Genomic DNA, 21,182 nt, shown 5'->3' on the forward strand with positions numbered 1-21,182 from the left:
AAGAGAAGGATGCTCTTTCTGTATGAATCATGTAGATTCTTTTTCGGGCGAGATGAAAAATTCATCGATTTTGTCGGAGAGTAGAAATGGAATAGCTCCTTTTATAACAGAAATATCCCAGTCCCACCATGCGAGATTTTCTAGTTTGTTAATTGTTTCTTGCGGGAAACGATATCGAACAAATTTTGCAGGATTACCAGCTACAATTGCATATGGCGGTACATCCTTTGTAACAACACTCTTTGCGCCAATAATGGCACCGTTACCAATTGTAACACCAGATAAAATGCAGGATTGATAACCAATCCATACATCATTACCGACTACGATATCACCTTTTGAAGAGGGATGACCAGTAATATGGGCTCCTTCGCTGAAAAGAGCGTTAAATGGATAAGTCGTTATCCAGTCCGCGCGATGTTCTCCGCCAAGTATGAAAACAACGTCTTCTCCTAATGAACAAAACTTACCTATTTTTAATTTCGTTTCATCATTCCAAGAAAAAATAGTTGGACCTACTTTACTATAAGTATAATCACCGATATCATACTTACTATATTCAGGTTTTTGATTTAAATATAACATGATTCTTCAACCTTCTTTCTCAATCAAGAAATAAGCGTGGAATATTATATGCAAGGTGTAGTAAGGTGACCAGTGTTAATAGGTAAAATGAATAAGTGGGAGTGGAATGTATGAGATATGAAATGGGATTATATAATAAACCTTTTCAGTCAATTCAATTAGGAAAAAAAGTGTATGAAGTGCGCTTATACGATAAAAAACGTCAACTCATAAAACAAGGCGATCATATTGTATTTACGAACCTTACGACAGAGGAAACGATTACTGTCAAAGTAACGGAAATAAAACGATACGAAAACTTTCAAGAAATGTACGAACAAATTGATAAAAAATTATTGGATTGTGAAAATGATAGTTTAGGGGAAATGTTAGAAAGTACATACAAAATATATACGAAAGAACAAGAAAAAAAGTGGGGAACAGTTGCGATCGGTATTAAGGTAATAAAATGATAAGAAATCGCGGCGCGGCTATCATTGTGCAGGAAGGAAAAATAGCTCTTATAAAACGTATTCGAGAAGATGAAACGTACTATGTTTTTCCAGGCGGAGGAATCGAAGAAGGAGAAACACCTGAAGAAGCAACAAGGCGAGAAATTTTTGAAGAATTAGGGGTACATATAAAAGTGGAGCATTTAATTGCAAAGGTGGAGTATAAGGGTACGGAGTATTATTTTAATGCCGATATTATAGGTGGAGTTTTTGGAAGTGGTAAAGCTGAAGAATTCGAACTGAAAGATAGAGGGATTTATATTCCGTTATGGTTGCCGATATATGAGTTGGAAAAAGTGAATATAAAACCGTATGAAGTGGTCGGAAGTATATTCAATCATTATAAAAAGTAAGGTCTGACAACATACAAAAAAAACCATTGACATAGTCTTCTGATTTAAGTATTGTATTCGAGTATGTTTATAATCAGGAGGTTTATATGAGCAATCAAACAACTACACATCATGTGAAAATGACAACAGCAGATCCATCTGGAATTGGTCTATTTGGATTAGCGATGGTAACACTTGTAGCATCATCTCAAAAGTTAGGCTTAACAGATGGCGTTTCACTCGTATTACCGTGGGCAATCTTTTTAGGAGGATTTGCACAAATCTTTGCGTGCATTCACGATGCAAAGCATAACAATACATTCGGTACAACAGCATTTGGTGCGTATGGCCTATTTTGGCTAGGCGTTGGAATGACTTGGTTAATTCAACTTGGAGTATTTGGCGAAAAATTAGCACAAGCTGCAGATTCAAAACAGCTTGGTGTAGCCTTTATCGGATATTTGATTTTCACAATCTTTATGACAATTGGTGCAATGGAAACACATAAAGTATTATTTATGATTTTCGTCCTTATTGATTTCTTATTTATTGGTCTTTCATTAAGTACTTTAGGTGTTATGCCGCATGCAATGCATAATTTAGCAGCATATTCTGAAATTCTTATTTCATTATTATCTTTCTATGGTTCAGCAGCAGCAGTGTTAAATACACACTTCGGAAAAGTTGTTTTACCAGTTGGAAAGCCGTTTGGTATTTTTAAAAAGTAATAAAAAAGCACAGATGATTGTATAGTCATCTGTGCTTTTTTATATGGAAGAAATAAAAATAAAAAATATAATTGAAATTGATTATCATTATTAATATAATGAGAATGAGAATCATTTATTGTAAGAGGGGGATGCCGAAGTGGCGAAAATTTTAATAGCTTATGCGAGTATGTCAGGAAATACAGAGAGTATTGCTGATTTAATTAAAGTTAGTTTAGATGCCTTTGATCATGAAGTAGTATTGCAAGAAATGGAAGGCATGGATGCTGAAGAATTATTAGCTTATGATGGAATCATTTTAGGGTCTTATACGTGGGGAGATGGGGAATTACCATTTGAAGCGGAAGATTTCCATGATGACTTAGAAAATATAGATTTATCAGGGAAGAAAGCAGCGGTATTCGGATCAGGTGATACGGCGTATGAACTATTTTGTGAGGCGGTAACGATATTTGAAGAAAGACTTGTAGAGCGCGGTGCAGAGCTTGTACAAGAAGGATTGAAAATCGAACTAGCTCCAGAAGATGAAGAGGATGTGGAAAAATGCAGTAATTTTGCAATTGCATTTGCTGAGAAGTTCTAAGAATGGGAGTGTCAACGTGGAGACAATGTTAAGTGCGACCGCTATTACAAAGTTAAGAGATGGAAAGCTTATGTTAGCTACTACATATAATGGTTTATTTATTGAACAAGACGGAGAATGGAAACAAATTTTACATGGTTTTCAAAAACGAATTAGGGATTTACATAGCGAAGAAAATGTAGTGTATGGTGTAGGTGACGAAGGAATTTTTATTCGTAGTATGAATGGTGGGGAGAATTGGACGGTTCAACGTTTTCCAACAAAGGCAACGAGTTGGAATGTGTGTAGTAATGTACAAGGAACTGTCATTGCTCATGGAGATAAAACGTTGTATCATTCAAATGATTTTGGTTCGACATGGGAAACCATTCATCCATTTCTTGAGTATGGTGGCGGGGCACCATCTATTCGATCGTTGTTTTTATATAAACATTACTTATTTATTGGTACGAAAATACATGCTAAATATGGTGGTGTTTGGCTCTTTAATTTGGAGACACGTAAATTAAAGAGGATTAAAATCGTAATGAATCAGATGATTTCAGCGTTGACTTTACACAATTCTTATTTAGTAGCAGCCAGTGGGTCGTGCAAGGGGATTAGCGGTAATATTTCTTTTTGTAAAATAGATGAAAGTATAGAGAGTGAAAAAATATATTGGCACACATGTCAAAGTGAGCAAAAAGCAAGTAGCTATTTAGACTTAAGTGTAGATCAGCATGTGCTATATACAACGTCAACGCAAAATAAGGCGGGGATTAGTACTGTTTGTCGTGTACTTCTAGAAGAAGGAATTGTTACAGTATGTGACTCTGTTAAAGGGCATGGCTGGCGCATCGTGAATGAAAAAGAAGGCTATGTTGTAGCTGGATCAGGTGAATCAAAAGCAATGCAATGGAAGAAAAAAGTTGTATAGTAAAAAAAACTTTGCTTTTATTATATTGATATGATATATTATATTTAAACCATTTTACTTTTAATAATATAGAGATTTAAATGAGCTGTAACTTCCGAGGAGGATAGCAATGTTAAATCTCCTCAGAGTTGCAGTTTTTTTAATGTCTGACTTATTTTTGTAAAGTGGTTGAAAATGAATATGTACATATAGGTACATTGTAGGAGGATTTTTTTCATGCAAAACGGTAAAGTAAAATGGTTTAACTCAGAAAAAGGTTTCGGATTCATCGAAGTTGAAGGCGGAGAAGACGTATTCGTACATTTCTCAGCTATCCAAGGCGAAGGCTTCAAAACTTTAGAAGAAGGTCAAGAAGTTACTTTCGAAGTAGAACAAGGTAACCGTGGACCTCAAGCTACAAACGTTAACAAGAAGTAATTGTGGAAAAAAGAAGGGCTTGCCCTTCTTTTTTTTTGCATTTTTATTGAATAGCCTCCTATGGACATAGCATCATGAGATTGAATTTTTGCTTTTTAGACGAGGTATTACATGCATAAAGTGTATGAATAAATAAATACTGAAAATAAAGTATGTGTGTGAAAAGGAATGTAGAAAGAGGTAAATAAATTGGAAAACGCTACACATTTTATTGTGTTTGATATAGAGAGAAATTTCAGGCCGTATAAATCAGACGATCCGTCAGAGATAGTTGATATTGGGGCTGTAAAAATAGAAGCGAGTACAATGAAGATAATTGGAGAATTTTCGGAATTAGTAAAACCGGGCGCTAGGCTTACTCGTCATACGACAAAATTAACAGGGATTACAAAGAAAGATTTAATGAGTGTAGAGAAATTCCCGCAAATTATAGAGAAATTTATTCAGTTTATCGGAGAGGATTCTATATTTGTTTCATGGGGAAGAGAAGATTATCGCTTTCTATCTCATGATTGTACGTTGCATGGTGTAGAATGTCCCTCTATGGAAAAAGAGAGCAAATTTGATTTACAGAAATTTGTTTTCCAAGCGTATGAAGAATTATTTGAGCATACACCAAGTTTACAATTCGCAGTAGAACAGCTCGGTTTAACATGGGAAGGAAAACAGCATAGAGCTTTAGCAGATGCTGAGAATACAGCCAAAATACTTCTTAAAGTATATAGCGAGAGAGATATTTATAAACGTTACAAAAGACATGGAGAGCTTGAACTTGTAGAGAACGGAAAACTAACAGAAAAAGCGAAAAAAAAGATGCGAAAATGGGTATTTAAAGAAATGAGAAAAAATACTGAGCGTCCTTTCGTTTGGAGTACATTTGAAAGTAGTGACACGTGGGAAAGTATTACGGAAAGATATTATATAAGTGAACCTACAGTAGAACTTCTAAAAAAGCATTTTCGTACGGCGGTTAGAAAAGCGGAAAGGCAGATTAGGTATTTGGCTGAGATGGAGAAGAATGCAGAGGTTAAATGACATTCTTCTCTATTTCTAGCTACATAAATTTACTGTCATTGTATTGATGGATGAATAAAGTATTCATATAAATAGGAATTGATTTGTTGTGCTACTTTGAAATTTAAGGTGTGGTAAGAAATTTTTTAATATATTCATAAAATTAGAGCCCATAGAAATGAAAGAGGGTAAAGTTGAATGGAAGCAATCTTTAACATTGTAACAGTTTTAGTTTTTGGGATAATATTTACCACGCTATTAGCGGTAATTACACTTCCTTTCATAGCAAAGAAGAAGAATTGGAAAAAGCTTAATATATCTTTAAAGCGTGGTGTATTAAAGATTAAAATCGAAGAGTAAAAGATGAGTTTTATACAAGGGAGGTGTGATAGTGATAGACTTAGATATTAAAGACGTCAACGTACAGATGGAATTAAACGGAGTCTTTTGGAATGAGGATGATGGGATTGCTGAAATGACGGTGACTACAAAAGAAGAGCATTCTTTTCTTCTTCGTTTAGTAGTTAACTTAGAAAGTAAAACGATTAGGGCGATGAGTGCCGAAATAGTGAATGGATTTTGTCCTCTGTGCAAACAAAAAAAGGATGAATGTAGTGAATTGAATGACTTGCAAAACAAAATGGAAATTTTAGAAGAAGCCTACGATTGGGTGAGAGAGCATCCAGAATATCGTTTTCAATTATCTTTCTACGATTACAATAAATTTGAGGTAGTGAAGTGAAATTTTCACTTGAACAACATACATAGTGACTAAAAAGAAAACATAAAAAATGTATAGAAGGACTTGTTCAACTAGAAATATTGAAGTAAGACCTTCTATTGGAAATACGCTTGTGTAATAAAGAAGTAATCTACTTGATTCTGTAACAAATGTCCTCTTGGATCAAAAATAAGCATATTTTATTATAAAGCAGAAAAACCGATTCTCAGTAGAATCGGTTTTTTACATAACTTTCAAATATGCCCTAAATAAAAGATCGTTTGTTAATAGTGCTCCGTAAAAATAGGTATATAGAAGAATTTATTCAATCCCGTTCGGATCATAAGAATACTGCTGCTTATTCTCAATTCGCTCAATTACGTCTTGCAACTCGTCTGGCTTCAGAAACTCAATTGGAGAGAAGCCTTTCTCAAATGTAAGTGTATCAGCTTCGATCATTAGTACGTATCGGTCATTTACCTTTGCGATATGTATTTGATCTCCGAAATCAGCAAGCAGGGCCTTTACAGAGATATGATCTGCTTTTAGCTTTAATTCCACTTCAGGAGCGTGCTCGACGATTTGAGCGGTAGCTTCCATTACTTCTTCGGTTGAAAATTGTTCCATAATTTCGCGTTTCGGACTGGCAGCCCATACTTCCATCGCTTGGTCGAATTGTTCGCGCTCTTCCGTACCTTCTTCAAATACATCTTCAATTTGGTCGTATACCATGTCCATTACTTGTGTTTTCATAATTTCAGGCATAGAGCGTTCGTATTCGACGAATTTTAAGAAGTCTTCAAAGTAACGGGCGTGTGATGCTTGGTGAATTTTTAGCTCGCCCACTTCGACCATACCTTCTTCGGGCATGTACGGATATTGGATAGATTTCATATTTTTTGTTGTGATGGCCATTTCAACGTTACGAATTAGTGTGGATTCATCGGAAATAGAAGCGACTTTTGGCTCGAAGTCACATTTCATAACGAAGACGAATGGATCATCAAAGTATTTGCGTAGTTTTGCTTGCGCAATTAAAAATACACCACCGCGCACAGCACTTGTGTCAAGATATGTATAAACGAGAGGTTCGCTCATATCTTTGAAGTTTTCCTTCGTTTCTGCAAAGCGGATGCGATTAAATAAGTTGTAATGAGGGTTTGAATCAAGTTCGTGCCCTTCTTCTACAATAAAGCGACCGATCTTTGTCGGAGCTTGTTCTGTTTTCGCATGACGTTCTACTTTTCGCTTTGAAATTTTTAATAATTCTCCATTCAAAAATTCTTTTAAGGAGCTATCTTCATACTCTTCAGCGTCTAATGTTTGAAAATGTTTGTAGCGTTTATCAACAGCTTCACCTTTTCCTTCTACTTGTACAACATAAAAGGAAAGATAATTTATTTCAAAATCCATATTTATCACCTTGTTTCATTTCATTAACTCTTATCAGTATAGAGATGGAAAAAACTTTCGTCAATTTATATAAGGAAGGGGAAGCCCCCTTCCTTCATATATTTTTTATTTTCGAAATTAAAATCCGTCTTCTAATGCTGAAAATGGAATGTTCAGTCTGTTTTCTACTGTACGTAAACGTTGGTTTAAGCGGTTTAATCTACGTGTATGACGCTCAACCGTGTTTTCTAATTGACGTACTCTTTGTTCAAGCTCATTTACTCGTCTTTCTAATTGACGGTTTCCAGCACCAGGAAAAGAGATTGGAAGTTGGAATTGTCGAGTTTGATCATATGGATTAACTTGTTCTACTGGATCTATATATTGTTGGTATTGTGCTTGTAAATCATATTGAGGTTGATAACCAGTTTGGTTATATGGATCGTATGGATTGTAGGGGTACATAAAAACATCCTCCATTTCTTTAAAATAGGTTAATTCACCATAATGTATGTGTAAAAGCGGAGTGTGGCACGGCAAATACCTATTTATATTCACAGGATGTTTTTTATAAATACGAATATGGAGTGTTGCATTTGTATTTCGTTCGTTTTATGGTATATACTGGATAATAGGGAGAGGTTACATAAAAGTTACAATCCTATCAAACTCAAACTTTTATGTAAATATGTATAGACATTTGGAAAAGAAAAGAGTAATTTATATAGAGTAAAAAATAACTTGTAACAATTTATAAATATATTGTAAAATGATTGTAACAAAACATACATAAAAATGAAATAATACATAAAAGTAGTATTGGGGAAAAGGGGAGAGTATATTGTTCCGTAAAGTAAAGGGTATATTAGTTGGGGTTTTATGTGTAGCTGTAGTGAGTGGCTGTGGTACAAAAGTAAGTGATGTTGCATTAGTAAGTGATATTGGTGGCCACACGGTAGAGGCTAAAGCAGAAGTACAGGATTCTATTAGTTTAGTAGATGGTCGTACAGGTACGGAAGTGAAAAAGCTAGATTTGTCGAGTCTAGGTTATTTTGAAGATGAAGCGAAATTTAAAACATCAGTTGAGAAGGTTGCTAGGGAAGTTGGGAAAAATGTTGACAAAAAGATGGTCCCTTCACGTCTAGGACCTGATGGAAGTTGGCAAGAAGGAAAACCTTCTTATGAATTAATGGAAAAAGAATTAGTAAATAAATTATTAAACGTAGGTATGTGGGATTCTTCATATCAGTTACCTATTGTTGAGAAAAAGCCTACTGCAACATTAAGTGATGCACAAGGAAGTGGCACGGTAATTGGTAGATATGAAACGAATTTAGGTGGCTCAACAGGTGGACGTATTGAAAATATTCGTTTGTCAGCAGCGAGCATAAATGGAGTTGTATTAGCAAAAGGGGACAGTTTCTCTTTCAATGCATTAATTGGTGATACAACACCGGATAAAGGATATCAATTAGGAAAAGAAATTGTAGATGGTAAGTTAGTAGATGGATATGGCGGTGGTGTTTGTCAAACATCATCAACATTATACAATGCAGCAGATCAAGCTGGTTTGAAAATGGTAGAGAGAACGACACATTCTAAAACGGTAGGTTATGTTCCACAAGGAAGAGATGCTACGATTGCATATCCATACTTAGACTTAGTATTTGAAAACACGAATGATGCACCTGTGAAACTTTATATGGGCATTCAGGGTGGAAAGTTAGTTGCTGAAGTACATAAAATGCGATAAGAATCATAATCTAGAAAAAGCCATTATTTCTATTAACAATAGAAATAATGGCTTTTTCTAGATTATCCAGTATTAGTGATACATTTCAAGACTAGGTGAATGTGAGGAACAAGATGTTTGGGAATTTATCCCGCTTTAATGGGCAGTAAGACCCCCCACCTCAAAATTCAGCGAAAACAAAGAAGTTAGATGGGGGATCAACTGCCCATAAAAGCCCGATTGGTTCAACTAATAATCAGTGGGGGATGAAGAACCCCCCACTGATTAAAGTTTCACTTTATCGAATTTAATTCTTAGTTTTCCTATTGACATTATTAGTTATTAACTGTATTCTTCATAATAACAACTAAATAAATGGAAAAATTTATTAGTTTTCTTATTAAGAGAGATGGAGGGACTGGCCCGATGAAATCTCAGCAACAGGCTATAAAAGTACTGTGCTAAGTCCAGCAAACGTATGAAGCGTTTGGAAGATGAGGGGAAATGGATTAACATTCAACTCTTCTTATATGTGTAAGAAGAGTTTTTTATTTAGAGAGGGGGGATAGAGTGAAGTTTGATGTAACGTATTTTTTAGAAAGTTTTCCGCAATTATTTAAGTATGTATACATAACTTTAGGAATTACTGTAGTTTCAATGATTATTTCTTTTGTTATAGGGATAGGTTTGGCGATCATAACGAAAAACAAAACGAAATTTCTATATTCTATTGCAAGAGTATATATATCTTTCTTTAGAGGAACACCTTTATTAGTTCAATTGTTCGTGTTGTATTTCGGATTGCCGCAAATATTCCCAACCTTTACAGTACTTACAGCGATGCAAGCGACTTTAATTGGTCTCAGTTTAAATAATGCAGCGTATTTGTCAGAAATTATTCGGGGTTCATTAAATGCTGTCGAATCGGGACAAATGGATGCTTGTTTATCAGTTGGAATGACAAAGGCGCAAGCTATGCGACAGATTATCTTTCCGCAAGCTATTCGGGTTGCAGTACCGTCACTTGGAAATAATTTTGTTGGATTGTTAAAAGAATCTTCGTTATCTTTTGCACTTGGGGTGGCTGAAATTTTAGCGCAAGCGAAAATGTTAGCGGCACAATCGTATCGTTATATGGAAAGTTACTTAGCGGTAGCAATTGTATATTGGATTATTACAATCGTAATTAGCTGGGGACAGAAAAAGTTAGAAAAGAAACTGGATGCACCGTATTTGTAACAAGGATGAGGTGATATGTGTGATTGAGATAAGTGATTTGTATAAATCTTATAAAAGTAATGAAGTACTAAAAGGAATCTCACTTACTGTAAATAAAGGAGAAGTGGTAGTCATTATTGGACCTTCTGGTTCAGGTAAATCGACACTATTAAGATGTTTAAATTTATTAGAACAACCAGAGGATGGAAGTATTAGAATTGAAGATTTAGAGATTCATGTGAAGAAGCTTTATAAAAAGGAAATAATAAAATTACGCCAAAAAACAGCGATGGTTTTTCAAAATTATAATTTATTTAAAAATAAAACAGCATTGCAAAATATTACAACGCCATTAACAGTTGTGCAGAAAAAAAGTGAAGAAGAAGCAAAAAGAATAGCAAAAGAAATATTAAAACAAGTAGGTTTAGCTGAAAAAGAAAATTTCTACCCAACGATGTTATCAGGTGGGCAACAACAAAGAATAGGTATTGCTAGGGCAATGGCTTTAAATCCCGCTGTATTATTGTTTGATGAACCGACTTCTGCACTTGATCCAGAATTAGTGAACGAGGTATTGCAAGTCATTAAGGATTTGGCAAGGCAGCATATAACGATGGTTATTGTCACACATGAAATGAATTTCGCGAAAGAAGTAGCGGACCGTATTATATTTATGGCTGATGGCATTATTGTAGAGCAGGGAACGCCAGAAGAAATTTTTCGGAATCCACAAAATGAGCGTACGAAAAAGTTTTTACGACAATTGAATGCTTCAGAAGAAGGCAATCATTTCGTTATTTAGGAGGAAAAATTATGAGGAAATCATCATTATTACTAACATTAGCATTAACAGTATCGGTTGGGCTTTTATCTGCTTGTGGTTCAGATACAGCGAGCAAAAAAACAGATGAAAAAGTAGTGAAAGTTGGGACGTCTGCAGGTCGTAGTCCATTTATTTTTAAAGAGGGTGAGAAAGTAAAAGGTTTTGATGCTGAAATTATTGAAGCGGCTGCTAAAAAAGCTGGATATAAAGTTGAATGGAACGTTTCTGATTTTGAAGGATTATTCGGTTTATTAGACTCGGGTCGTATTGATACAATTGCAAATGAATTATCGGTTTCTCCGGAAAGAAAAAAGAAATATGACTTTTCAATTCCATATGTTTATTCAGGATCTGTTTTCGCGGTTAAGAAAGATAATAATACAATTAAATCGATAGAAGATCTAAAAGGAAAGACTGTAGGTGTGGGGCTTGGTACAGCCGGGGAACAAGAATTAAAAGCTTTAAATAAAAATAATGCTTTTACAATTAAAACGTTCTCAGAAGATCCAACAGCAGAATTGAATGAAGTAGGACTTGGTCGTGTAGATGCTTACTATAATGATAAAGTGCAAGTAGAAACAACAATTAAAAAGGCCGATTTAGATAATGTGAAAGTAGGATTTGGTCCACTTAAATGGGGAGAGATTGCATTTCCATTTGCTAAAAAGAGCGAAAAGTTAGAAGATATAAATAAAGCATTGAAAGAATTAGAACAAGATGGGACATTAAGCGAAATATCAACAAAATGGCTGAAAGTTGATGCTACAAAAAAACAAAATTAAAGTATGTTCGTTGAATGTGGCTATTGTCCATCAACTTATATAAAAATAAAAGGAAACTGGGGAGGAAGTTACTCATGGTACAAATTCATCCAAAAACACGTATTGGTCATGTTGAATTTAAGGTGTTAGATTTAGAACGTCAAATTGCTTTTTACGAGAATGTTGTAGGTTTAGAAGTAATTAAGCAAGAGGGGAATAAAGCGTATTTATCTGGAAAAGGTGGAAAGAACACGTTACTTGTTCTTGAAAAGTTAGAGGCCGGGTTACTGCAAGAGCCGCGTACGACTGGTATATATCATGTAGCCTTTTTAGTTCCGACTCGTGAGGCGTTTGCTTCGGCATTATTTGGTGTGATTCGTAATAAGAATGTAATTGATAGTCCAGCTGAGCAAGAGGGACGTTATACATATTCAAATGAAATTTTACCAATTTCAAGGTTTAATAGTGCGAGTGATCATACGTATAGCGAAGCGTTTTATTTACATGACTTAGAGGGAAATGGTATTGAAATATATGCGGATCGTCCGCGCGATCAATGGGGAGAAGGGCCAGGAGGAAGTACCCCGCTTGATTTAAAAGAACTAGCAACGCTTGTTGATTATGAATTTGATGGATTACCTGCTAATACTGTCGTTGGACACGTGCATTTACGGATAGCCGATGTAGAGGAGTCATATGAATTTTATGTAGATACAGTAGGCTTTGAAGTACAGCAACGCGAAGATGACTGCGTATTCATTTCTGCAGGAGGATATCATCACCATATAGGCGCAAATACGTGGAACGGAGTAAATAATCCGCACCCACCGGCACATGCAACTGGATTAAAAGTGTATACGATAGTACTGCCGCATAAAGAAGCGTTAGATGAAGTGAAAGAAAGATTAATAGAAAAACAACATGGAATAAATGAGATTTTAAATGGATTTACTGTAGTAGACCCTAGTGGTATTACAGTACAGTTTGAAATAGAAACAGCATAAAAGAAGTCGGAAGGTGTATAATTACCTTCCGATTTCTTTTTGATACGTAATCCAGGTAGCACACGGATTGAAAGGAAAGAATTTTAATAGTTGTTTTACTTGTAGCTCATTACTTCTACTATACTTCTCTATAACAAGAGTATGTTTATTGGTGGACTTCTTCATAGCTCAATCCAAAACCTTCTTACTACATTCCCATCTTCCTCAGTGAAATCATCATCACGAAGTCCACCGTTATGTAAAATTGTTTTTTCAGAAGCTGTATTCACTTCGTCACAAACAACAAGTACTTTCTCGATGTTTAATTCCTTCGTTTTTTCTAGAGATAATTCTAATAACTTCGTAGCATAACCTTTTCTTCTTTCAGAAGGGCGAATGCCATAACCGATATGACCGCCAGCGTTAAATAAATGTTCGGTTAAACTATGACGTATATTAACAGCGCCTACAATTCTATTATGATCTGTAACGAGCCAATACGTAGAATCTGGTACCCAAGATTCAGGAAGATTTATTCCGTTATGGGCATCTAGTAGTTCTTGTACCATAGCGGGGAAGTTAGAAGGGTCTTTTGTAATAACCCACGGAATCATCGTTTCACCGCTATCTTTCCATTCGTTATAAAAATCTAAGTATTCGTCTTGTAAATCGGTAGTAGGTGTAAGCAAAGAGACGTTCATTGTTAGCAAGCTCCTTTATTTATGTAGAATGTATAAAAAATTACAACAAAAAATGAAAGCGTTTTCCAAACTTTCTCAACCTCATTTCATGTAATCCACCTTTGTTTTTTCAAGAAAATGAGTGGATGTTTAAAATTGGAAGTTATTTATTTTATGTTAATATTTAAAATATTAACATAAAACGACCTAGGTATTAAGTGTATTTTAGTGAAATTCCTTCATATCGATACATGGATGTGTGTGATAATTTTTGTTTTATCTATCTATAATGAATGAAAGGGGGAAGGGCTCGTGAGTGCAAATTTTGATTTCATTATACGAATTGGTGTTGCGGGTTTGTTAGGGGCAATAATCGGTATTGAAAGGGAAATTCGATCAAAAGAGGCGGGATTAAAAACACATTTCCTAGTAGCGGTAGGGAGTGCATTAATAATGGTCGTTTCGAAATATGCTTTTTCAGATATTATGAATGAAGAACATATGGCACTTGATCCAAGCCGTATTGCAGCACAAGTTGTTAGTGGTGTAGGCTTTTTAGGTGCAGGGACAATTATTATTCAAAAGCAGGCGGTGAAAGGATTAACGACAGCAGCTGGTTTATGGGCCACAGCAGGAATTGGATTAACAATTGGGGCTGGCATGTATGTAGTAGGAATTGGAGCGACGATTCTCGTTTTAATTGGTTTAGAGATTGTAAGTCGTATTTTTAAGGTGCAATTTTTATTTCCACAAAATATAACGGTGCAAATGTGTATAAATAAACATGAAGCAGTACAACAAATATTAGAAACACTACAAGTGAAAGGCATTCCAATACTTTCATATGAAGTGGAAGCTTCACAGCAAGGTATAGAAACTGTTTATAAGGTAGGGATGCAACTGAAAAATATATCGCCAGAAGAAAAGAATGAGTTTATTCAGCATATGCAAACATTACCGGAAGTTACATTCATAAAGTTAAAATCATAGCGCTGAAAACGAGGATAGATGTAGCGGGAATTACGCTATCATCTATCTTTTTTTGATATAAAACGCACATAAAGTCAAGTGTTAATTTTGCATGGTATGGATACATGTGTGAACGTTACCTTATTTTTTCTCAATACAGTATAAAAAGTAAAAATAGTAAAATAATGGTGCGGTACACTAAAAATGTAAGGTAGGGGAGAGCATGAAAGGCTATTCAAAAAAAGTGTTAGTAGGGGTAAGCTTTGCTAGTTTCATGTTAGGGAGTTTTCAAGGGGGCGCATTGGCAGAAGGTACAAAGGGAGAGCAAGTTTCATATCGGAATGTGCTCAAAATGGAGCCGGTTGGTGTACAATTACCAGTGCAAGAATTAGCTCATTCATCAAAAGTGTTGGAAAATAAGTCTTTTGAGAAAAGGCTACAATTTGCTGATTTGTCACAAAGACCGCCTGAAGTAAAAAAGAAAAGTAAACAATTAACCGCAGCGAAAACGTATACAATTGCTGAATTAAATCAATTGAGCAATCAGCAGTTAGTGGATTTACTTGTAACAATTGATTGGGAGCAAATTACTGGGCTATTTCAGTTTAATAAGGATAGTCTTGCATTCTATCAAAATGATAGTAGAATGCAGGCAATTATTGATAAATTGAAGCAGCAAGGACAAGCTTATACGAAGGATGATTCAAAAGGGATTGAGACTTTAGTAGAGGTATTACGCTCAGGGTTTTATCTAGGATTTTATCATACAGAATTAAGTAAACTAAATGATCGAAGCTATCATGATAAATGCTTACCTGCATTAAAAACGATTGCGAATAACCCGAATTTCAAACTCGGTACGTTAGAACAAAATAGAGTTGTCTCATCATACGGAAAATTAATAGGAAATGCTTCGAGTGATGTGGAAACGATAACATCAGCTGCAAAGATTTTTAAACAATATAACGATAATTTTTCTACATTGGTAGACAATCTATCAGCTGGAAATGCGATTTACGATATTATGCAAGGTGTTGATTACGATATTCAATCGTATTTATACGATACGAGAAAAGCACCGAAAGATACAATGTGGTATCAAAAAATTGATAGCTATATTAATGAATTAAGTCGTTTTGCCTTAATTGGAACGGTGACAGCGAAAAATGGTTGGTTAATTAATAATGGTATTTATTATACAGGTAGACTTGGTACGTTCCATAGTACAGGAACGAAAGGGTTGCAAGTTGTAACGGACGCAATGAAAATGTATCCGTATTTAGGAGAGCAATATTTCGTAGCTGCTGAGCAAATTGCGACGAATTATGGCGGGAAAGATGCGAATGGTAAAGTGGTTGATCTAGATCAAATAAGAGAAGATGGTAAGAAAAAATATTTACCGAAAACGTATACGTTCGATGATGGAGCAATTGTGTTAAAAGCTGGAGATAAGGTGACAGAAGAAAAAGTAAAACGTCTATATTGGGCGGCAAAAGAAGTGAAGGCACAATTCCATCGTACGGTTGAAAGTGACCAGCCGTTAGAAAAAGGCAATCCTGATGATGTATTAACAATGGTTATTTATAATAGCCCATCTGAATATCAATTTAACCGTCAATTATACGGATATGAAACGAATAACGGCGGTCTTTATATAGAAGGAACAGGTACGTTCTTTACTTATGAACGTACGCCAGAAGAAAGTATTTATAGTTTAGAAGAATTGTTCCGACATGAGTTCACACATTACTTACAAGGTAGATATGAAGTGCCAGGACTTTGGGGACAAGGGAAGATGTATGAGAATGAGAGATTATCTTGGTTTGAAGAAGGGAATGCGGAGTTTTTTGCAGGGGCAACGAGAACAGATAATGTTGTACCGAGAAAGAGCATTATAGGAGGAATATCTTCAAATCCAGCAGAACGTTATACAGCAGAGAGAACGTTAAACGCAAAATATGGAACGTGGGATTTCTATAATTATTCCTTCGCTTTACAATCGTACATGTACAATAAGAGATATGATATGTTTGACAAAATTCATGATCTTATTAGGAAAAATGATGTAACAGCATATGATGCATACCGCTCTGCTTTAAGTAAAGATGTGAATTTAAATAAAGAATATCAAGATTATATGCAAATGTTAGTAGATAACCGTGAGAAATATAATGTTCCGTTAGTATCAGATGATTATTTAGCAACTCACGCACCGAAACCAGTTTCAGATATTGCGGCAGAAATTACAGCAGAAGCAAAATTAAATAATGTATCAGTTAAGAAAAATAAATCACAGTTCTTTCATACATTTACACTACAAGGAACATACACAGGTACTACTGCAAAAGGAGAATATGAAGACTGGAAGACAATTACACAAAACGTGAATGATACGTTAAAACGTTTAAGTGCGAAAGAATGGACAGGCTATAAAACAGTAACAGCATACTTCGTAAACTATCGTGTGAATGCAGCAGGACAATTTGAGTATGATGTTGTATTCCATGGTATTAATACAGAAGAAGGTGCTGTGAATAAAGCGCCAGTTGCGGTTATAAATGGTCCATATAGCGGAAAGGTAAATGAAGCAATTTCGTTTAAAAGCGATGGATCAAAAGATGAAGATGGGAAAATCATTTCGTATAAATGGGAGTTTGGCGATGGAGCAGTAAGTGATGAGCAAAATCCGACTCACGTGTATACAAAAGAAGGAACATATACAGCGAAATTAACAGTAACAGATGACAAAGGATTAACGAATACTGCTACAACGAATGTAACGGTTCAAAAGAAAGAAGATAACAGTGTGGAAAAAGAGCCGAATAACTCATTTCAAACAGCAAATAAACTGCAGCTAAATCAAATTTTACGTGCTAGTTTAGGAAATGGCGATACGAGTGATTTCTTTGAAATTAATGTGGATACTGCTAAAAACCTTCAAATTAACGTAACGAATGAAAATAATATCGGAATGAACTGGGTTCTTTATTCGGAAGCAGATTTAAATAATTATGTTACGTATGCACAGCAAGAAGGGAATAAGTTAGTAGGAAGTTACTACACGTATCCAGGAAAGTATTACTTACATGTGTATCAGTATAGCGGGGGAACAGGGAATTATACGGTAGAAGTGAAATAGTAAAAGAGAAATAGTCTTTCAATGAATGGAAATCAATTTAAGCTTATATTTAGTAATGCAGGTAACGATATCAGTTACAAAAATAAATACTGGAGTATCGTTATGCATATTAAAAAAATTTATAATTTAAATGAAAAAATAACTGTAGGGAAGTATCTAATGATATGAAGAAATCAAGTATTAAGAGAGCTTATCTTGAAGTTAAGCAGATCTAATCAGTAAATGAGGTACAATCTATAAATTATTATTTCATAGAGATGTGAGCAAAGTAATAAAATTCAAGTATGTTTGATTTAATTAAAGGACCAAAGTTTATCCGTAAAAATAGATAAACTTTGGTCCTTATTACTTTTAATTCATTCGCGAAATCAAGATGACTAATGAGTCGAGTAGCGGGATTTTTTAAATTTATTTAATAAGTTAAGTAGTGAAAATTTTATCATTTAAATAATTCCGTCATATTAGCAGGGGATACTAATAGAAAAACGTGTTCCTTTACCTAATTCACTCTCTATCTCCGTTTAATTCTTTAATAATGCTATAAGCAATCATAGTGCCAAGTCCAGTCCCTTTTTCTGTTGTTGAATAGAATGGCAAAGCAATTCGTTTTATTTGTTGAGAGGACATTCCAATCCCTGAATCAATAATATCGATTATAATATTCCCTTTTATTTTCTGTATATTTATTTGTAATACGCCACCATTTATCATGGCTTCAATTCCGTTTTGTATGATGTTGTTTAGACAGATTCTGAATTTTTCGGGGTCTCCATTTATATAAAAGGAATCTGTACTATTTTGTTTTATTTCAACTTTATATGATAGAGCGAGTGGTGAAATAGTGTCTTTCACTTGATTTAAAATATGATTAATATCTATTTTCTCATTTAGGGTGTTCTGTGGTTTTGTTAAGGATAAATAGTTATTAATAGTGGATTGTATTTGCTGCATTTCAATTAACATGATTTCTAAGTACTGATTCTGAGGTAGCTTAGAGGCATGTTTTTCATTTAACAATTGAGTGAATCCATGTACTGTGGTTAGTGGATTATGAATTTCGTGTGCAATGGACGCGGCTAGTTCGCTAGCTATATAAAATTTTTCAGCCCGTTGCAGCTTTTCTTTCATTTTATATTTCTCAATCATTCCCTCTATTAAATAAACTGATAATAATACTGTGAAAATATTAATGATTATATAATTTAATAAAAATTCTATGAGAGTAGAGTCTATTTTACCACCTGTATTTATTTGAGTTACAAAACCGCAGATAGAAAGTGAAGTTGTACATACTAAAATAAGAAGCAAGCTTAATAATAGTTTTTTTTCTTTAACATACTTAGGTAATACGTTACGAAAGAACATTGTTATAACAGAAATAATAGTAAAGATAATAAATGATGGAAGAACGCCATTTCCGCCTAAGTAAAATCGATAAGAAAGATATAAAATTCCTATAAAAACAATGTTTTTTGTATTTCCGTATAGAAAAACTAATATGATAGGAATAAAACGTAAATCATAAATAAATCCAGCATGTAAATGAAAAGGAAACGTCATGCAAAAAATAATAGCAACGGAGGAAAGGATAGAAATCAATATATGATTACATATTATTTTTTCTTTAAATTCTAACCAAAATACATGGTAGCTAAGGATACAAATTATTATTATAAAGGTATTTAATAAAAGAGTAGAAATTCCCATAGTTTTGCATCTCCGATAGTTTGTATATAGGATTATGTATGAGTTAAACCTAGATGTTTAGTATCAGTAGACTTTCTATCTAAAATAGGAAAAGCACTTGAAAAAGCACTATTATATTATTCGTATTAAAATTGATAAGGAAGTTAGAAGAAATAATAGATAAAAAATCTACTTAGATATTTATATATAAAACTAGAATTTGATTTTTGTATAGGTGAAATTTGGATTGGGTTACTGATAAAAATGATTTTTTTGATTGTGAATATTCTGTGAAGATGATATATGTGGTGACTTCTGTTTTGTAGCCTTCGTTATATTAACATGGAATATATCAAATTACAAAGTGAAAATTTCAAAATTTTTTATTAGTATATTTTATCTGAAATGGAAACACTATTTATTTGAGTGTCTTGGTATTTAATTGTATGAATTCTTGTGGGAAAAAGACTTTGAAATTTACATGTTCTTTTTTGTGAAGCATAATACTGTAGCCTTATCTATGTCAGTTTCTTAATAACCATTAAGGTGTAAATTTAAGATATATAGGTTTAAAGATATGAATTATTACATAAAAACGCACTTACAAAAGAATGTATGATGGTAATAGAATACAAACATCAAGGGGGAACTTAAAATGAAGTTTAATAAACTAGTGCTTAGTTGTGGAGTCATTTCAGCATTAACACTTGGTGTGTTAGGAAATAATACTTATGCTGAAGAAGTAAACAAAATGAATGATACAATTCATTTTGTTGAACATATTCCTACAGACATATTATTAACTCAAACAATGGATTATAGTGGAGAGGCTATAACTTCTTTTGTATATAGTGGGAGTGAAAATTTAAGCTTCTTTATGAAAAATAATGGTCAAAATACAATGGGATATAGTATAAAAGGTCCAAATATGGAGCTAATTGTTGGTGGTTATATAAAACCTGGAGAACAACAAATTAATGTTACAAATGTACGGAATGCTCTATCTCCATTACCAATTGGAACGTATAGTATTTACGTTTCAAATGATGATGGTTCTAAGGGACAATTCCAAGTTGCAGTAAGATCTATGAATTAAATTTAAAACGCCTTTTTTATAAGTTAATTTAGTCTTTACTTACTCGAAAGAAACTATATTGAAATGAGAATTACACATAAAAGTAAAAACGAGGATGTCGATTTTGAGAAATCTTAAAATGAAGGTGACTTGAAATTCAGTTAAATTACATAAGAAACTAGAAAAACCACTTGTATAAGTGGTTTTTCTAGTTTTAGGCTATACATTTAAAATTAGGCTAAGTTAAAGTAATAAGCATTTTATTTGTTTAGATTATTTTGGTTCTGGATAATGATTGTAGTACGAAATTCTAATAAATTCTTGGTATACATTTGTTAATTTGGCATCTCTAAGAGCATCATTGAATTTTTGCATACGAACACTACCTTGAGCGTAGCCTCCACCAGGAACATAAGGATTTCTAGCTTCAAAGTCATCCATAAAGGCTTTTAATTTTTTATAGTCCTGAGATTGATAAAAAGTAGCCGCTTCTTCAGGAGTGACATCAAAGTAAGAAGATGATGTTGAGTTATAAGAAGCCGCTTGAGCGGTAGGTGTTTCTAGCATAGTTGCAGCCCCACCAAACATAGTAAGCGCCATAGAAGATACAATGATTTTTTTAAACATAATAAAACCTCCACATAGAATATTTGGATTAAAAGTGACCCTGTAATCATTATAGTTACATTGAAAATGATTATCAAATGTAATATTGCATAATTTATTATTTGAACGAGAAGTCTCCTTTATCTCTACATGGGGAAGTTTAGTAGGAGATTAATAGATTAAAAGAGGTTTACATATCATTGAGGTTAAACAGAAAATGAAATAAAAAGCATATTTTAATTGAGGAAAGTTAAAAGGATCTGTTATTAAAGACAGTGATATTTTAAAAAGGTATGACAGTTACCAGCTAGAGATACTATTATAGGGGATT

At 34.0% G+C, this 21,182-nt stretch carries 22 protein-coding genes, 1 pseudogene and 1 riboswitch; of the genes and pseudogenes, 17 read left to right on the forward strand and 6 right to left on the reverse strand.

Features of this window, described 5'->3' with window-relative positions; all coding sequences use genetic code 11:
* Nucleotides 1-27: 27 nt before the first annotated feature.
* Nucleotides 28-585 carry a CatB-related O-acetyltransferase gene (locus MR079_RS03625; protein WP_139866280.1) on the reverse strand — a complete coding sequence of 186 codons (558 nt, stop codon included), beginning with the start codon at nt 583-585 and terminating at the stop codon, nt 28-30.
* Between the two features lie 110 nt (nt 586-695).
* On the opposite strand from MR079_RS03625, the gene MR079_RS03630 reads away from it, so the two are divergent.
* From MR079_RS03630 to MR079_RS03670, 9 genes are all read left to right on the forward strand, one after another.
* The gene (locus MR079_RS03630) at nt 696-1,037 is read left to right on the forward strand and encodes an ASCH domain-containing protein (protein ID WP_242293542.1); all 342 of its coding nucleotides are present in this window, start codon (nt 696-698) and stop codon (nt 1,035-1,037) included.
* Nucleotides 1,034-1,429 (forward strand): NUDIX hydrolase, encoded by a 396-nt coding sequence (locus MR079_RS03635; RefSeq protein ID WP_139866278.1) that lies wholly within the window; start codon nt 1,034-1,036, stop codon nt 1,427-1,429. Before MR079_RS03630 ends, MR079_RS03635 begins: the two co-directional genes overlap by 4 nt.
* Nucleotides 1,430-1,515: 86 nt before the next feature.
* Nucleotides 1,516-2,136, forward strand: coding sequence for an acetate uptake transporter (locus MR079_RS03640; RefSeq protein WP_000070935.1), 621 nt, complete (start codon nt 1,516-1,518; stop codon nt 2,134-2,136).
* A gap of 139 nt (nt 2,137-2,275) precedes the next feature.
* Nucleotides 2,276-2,719, forward strand: a complete 444-nt coding sequence (locus tag MR079_RS03645) for a flavodoxin (protein ID WP_001062754.1) — start codon at nt 2,276-2,278, stop codon at nt 2,717-2,719.
* Nucleotides 2,720-2,735: 16 nt separating this feature from the next.
* Nucleotides 2,736-3,635 carry a WD40/YVTN/BNR-like repeat-containing protein gene (locus tag MR079_RS03650; protein ID WP_242293543.1) on the forward strand — a complete coding sequence of 300 codons (900 nt, stop codon included), beginning with the start codon at nt 2,736-2,738 and terminating at the stop codon, nt 3,633-3,635.
* A 216-nt stretch (nt 3,636-3,851) separates the two neighbouring features.
* Complete coding sequence (gene cspB, locus MR079_RS03655) at nt 3,852-4,052, forward strand: cold shock-like protein CspB (RefSeq protein ID WP_001179150.1); 201 nt, start codon at nt 3,852-3,854, stop codon at nt 4,050-4,052.
* 189 nt (nt 4,053-4,241) lie between these two features.
* Nucleotides 4,242-5,087 (forward strand): exonuclease, encoded by an 846-nt coding sequence (locus tag MR079_RS03660; RefSeq protein ID WP_139866276.1) that lies wholly within the window; start codon nt 4,242-4,244, stop codon nt 5,085-5,087.
* Between the two features lie 177 nt (nt 5,088-5,264).
* Nucleotides 5,265-5,426, forward strand: coding sequence for a hypothetical protein (locus MR079_RS03665; RefSeq protein ID WP_000387289.1), 162 nt, complete (start codon nt 5,265-5,267; stop codon nt 5,424-5,426).
* 31 nt (nt 5,427-5,457) lie between these two features.
* Nucleotides 5,458-5,808, forward strand: coding sequence for a hypothetical protein (locus tag MR079_RS03670; protein WP_242293544.1), 351 nt, complete (start codon nt 5,458-5,460; stop codon nt 5,806-5,808).
* Nucleotides 5,809-6,108: 300 nt separating this feature from the next.
* Here MR079_RS03670 and MR079_RS03675 read toward each other — a convergent pair whose 3' ends face one another.
* Both MR079_RS03675 and MR079_RS03680 read right to left on the reverse strand, forming a co-directional pair.
* Nucleotides 6,109-7,200: a DUF3900 domain-containing protein gene (locus MR079_RS03675; RefSeq protein WP_000345047.1), complete on the reverse strand. Its 1,092-nt coding sequence runs from the start codon at nt 7,198-7,200 to the stop codon at nt 6,109-6,111.
* Between the two features lie 117 nt (nt 7,201-7,317).
* The gene (locus MR079_RS03680; RefSeq protein WP_001997954.1) at nt 7,318-7,659 is read right to left on the reverse strand and encodes a hypothetical protein; all 342 of its coding nucleotides are present in this window, start codon (nt 7,657-7,659) and stop codon (nt 7,318-7,320) included.
* A gap of 361 nt (nt 7,660-8,020) precedes the next feature.
* On the opposite strand from MR079_RS03680, the gene MR079_RS03685 reads away from it, so the two are divergent.
* From MR079_RS03685 to MR079_RS03705, 5 genes are all read left to right on the forward strand, one after another.
* Nucleotides 8,021-8,932 carry a VanW family protein gene (locus MR079_RS03685; protein ID WP_139866274.1) on the forward strand — a complete coding sequence of 304 codons (912 nt, stop codon included), beginning with the start codon at nt 8,021-8,023 and terminating at the stop codon, nt 8,930-8,932.
* A 373-nt stretch (nt 8,933-9,305) separates the two neighbouring features.
* A riboswitch (SAM riboswitch) is annotated at nt 9,306-9,412 on the forward strand.
* Between the two features lie 69 nt (nt 9,413-9,481).
* Nucleotides 9,482-10,150, forward strand: coding sequence for an amino acid ABC transporter permease (locus MR079_RS03690; protein WP_000667175.1), 669 nt, complete (start codon nt 9,482-9,484; stop codon nt 10,148-10,150).
* 19 nt (nt 10,151-10,169) lie between these two features.
* Nucleotides 10,170-10,931, forward strand: a complete 762-nt coding sequence (locus MR079_RS03695; RefSeq protein ID WP_000570172.1) for an amino acid ABC transporter ATP-binding protein — start codon at nt 10,170-10,172, stop codon at nt 10,929-10,931.
* A gap of 11 nt (nt 10,932-10,942) precedes the next feature.
* Entirely contained in the window at nt 10,943-11,734 is a 792-nt protein-coding gene (locus tag MR079_RS03700; protein ID WP_242293545.1) for an amino acid ABC transporter substrate-binding protein, read from the forward strand.
* A 74-nt stretch (nt 11,735-11,808) separates the two neighbouring features.
* The gene (locus MR079_RS03705) at nt 11,809-12,717 is read left to right on the forward strand and encodes a VOC family protein (protein WP_242293546.1); all 909 of its coding nucleotides are present in this window, start codon (nt 11,809-11,811) and stop codon (nt 12,715-12,717) included.
* Nucleotides 12,718-12,878: 161 nt separating this feature from the next.
* Here the strand turns inward: MR079_RS03705 and MR079_RS03710 are convergent, their stop codons facing one another.
* On the reverse strand, nt 12,879-13,397 hold the full coding sequence (locus MR079_RS03710; protein WP_001103108.1) for a GNAT family N-acetyltransferase: 519 nt from the start codon (nt 13,395-13,397) through the stop codon (nt 12,879-12,881).
* A gap of 291 nt (nt 13,398-13,688) precedes the next feature.
* Here MR079_RS03710 and MR079_RS03715 point away from each other — a divergent pair, with 291 nt between their 5' ends.
* Nucleotides 13,689-14,366 carry an MgtC/SapB family protein gene (locus MR079_RS03715; RefSeq protein ID WP_001275622.1) on the forward strand — a complete coding sequence of 226 codons (678 nt, stop codon included), beginning with the start codon at nt 13,689-13,691 and terminating at the stop codon, nt 14,364-14,366.
* A 202-nt stretch (nt 14,367-14,568) separates the two neighbouring features.
* Complete coding sequence (colA, locus tag MR079_RS03720; protein ID WP_242293547.1) at nt 14,569-17,484, forward strand: collagenase ColA; 2,916 nt, start codon at nt 14,569-14,571, stop codon at nt 17,482-17,484.
* Between the two features lie 461 nt (nt 17,485-17,945).
* Here the strand turns inward: colA and MR079_RS03725 are convergent.
* Nucleotides 17,946-19,191 (reverse strand): annotated as a pseudogene (locus MR079_RS03725) (ATP-binding protein).
* Between the two features lie 634 nt (nt 19,192-19,825).
* Here MR079_RS03725 and MR079_RS03730 point away from each other — a divergent pair.
* Nucleotides 19,826-20,266: a hypothetical protein gene (locus MR079_RS03730; protein ID WP_000671236.1), complete on the forward strand. Its 441-nt coding sequence runs from the start codon at nt 19,826-19,828 to the stop codon at nt 20,264-20,266.
* Between the two features lie 252 nt (nt 20,267-20,518).
* Here MR079_RS03730 and MR079_RS03735 read toward each other — a convergent pair whose 3' ends face one another.
* Nucleotides 20,519-20,872 (reverse strand): hypothetical protein, encoded by a 354-nt coding sequence (locus MR079_RS03735; protein WP_000473489.1) that lies wholly within the window; start codon nt 20,870-20,872, stop codon nt 20,519-20,521.
* Nucleotides 20,873-21,182 lie beyond the last annotated feature (310 nt).

Origin of the sequence: Bacillus cereus group sp. BfR-BA-01381 (genome assembly GCF_022663555.1) — a bacterium.
Taxonomy (GTDB): Bacteria; Bacillota; Bacilli; order Bacillales; family Bacillaceae_G; genus Bacillus_A; species Bacillus_A pacificus.

What these genes read in the sequence shown, in the direction of transcription:
- MR079_RS03710 (WP_001103108.1), bottom strand. Translation starts at nt 13,397, where the DNA reads ATGAACGTCTCTTTGCTTACACCTACTACCGATTTACAAGACGAATAC.
- MR079_RS03635 (WP_139866278.1), top strand. Translation starts at nt 1,034, where the DNA reads ATGATAAGAAATCGCGGCGCGGCTATCATTGTGCAGGAAGGAAAAATA.
- colA (WP_242293547.1), top strand. Translation starts at nt 14,569, where the DNA reads ATGAAAGGCTATTCAAAAAAAGTGTTAGTAGGGGTAAGCTTTGCTAGT.
- MR079_RS03700 (WP_242293545.1), top strand. Translation starts at nt 10,943, where the DNA reads ATGAGGAAATCATCATTATTACTAACATTAGCATTAACAGTATCGGTT.
- MR079_RS03640 (WP_000070935.1), top strand. Translation starts at nt 1,516, where the DNA reads ATGAGCAATCAAACAACTACACATCATGTGAAAATGACAACAGCAGAT.
- cspB (WP_001179150.1), top strand. Translation starts at nt 3,852, where the DNA reads ATGCAAAACGGTAAAGTAAAATGGTTTAACTCAGAAAAAGGTTTCGGA.
- MR079_RS03665 (WP_000387289.1), top strand. Translation starts at nt 5,265, where the DNA reads ATGGAAGCAATCTTTAACATTGTAACAGTTTTAGTTTTTGGGATAATA.
- MR079_RS03730 (WP_000671236.1), top strand. Translation starts at nt 19,826, where the DNA reads ATGAAGTTTAATAAACTAGTGCTTAGTTGTGGAGTCATTTCAGCATTA.
- MR079_RS03735 (WP_000473489.1), bottom strand. Translation starts at nt 20,872, where the DNA reads ATGTTTAAAAAAATCATTGTATCTTCTATGGCGCTTACTATGTTTGGT.
- MR079_RS03675 (WP_000345047.1), bottom strand. Translation starts at nt 7,200, where the DNA reads ATGGATTTTGAAATAAATTATCTTTCCTTTTATGTTGTACAAGTAGAA.
- MR079_RS03630 (WP_242293542.1), top strand. Translation starts at nt 696, where the DNA reads ATGAGATATGAAATGGGATTATATAATAAACCTTTTCAGTCAATTCAA.
- MR079_RS03680 (WP_001997954.1), bottom strand. Translation starts at nt 7,659, where the DNA reads ATGGAGGATGTTTTTATGTACCCCTACAATCCATACGATCCATATAAC.
- MR079_RS03625 (WP_139866280.1), bottom strand. Translation starts at nt 585, where the DNA reads ATGTTATATTTAAATCAAAAACCTGAATATAGTAAGTATGATATCGGT.
- MR079_RS03705 (WP_242293546.1), top strand. Translation starts at nt 11,809, where the DNA reads ATGGTACAAATTCATCCAAAAACACGTATTGGTCATGTTGAATTTAAG.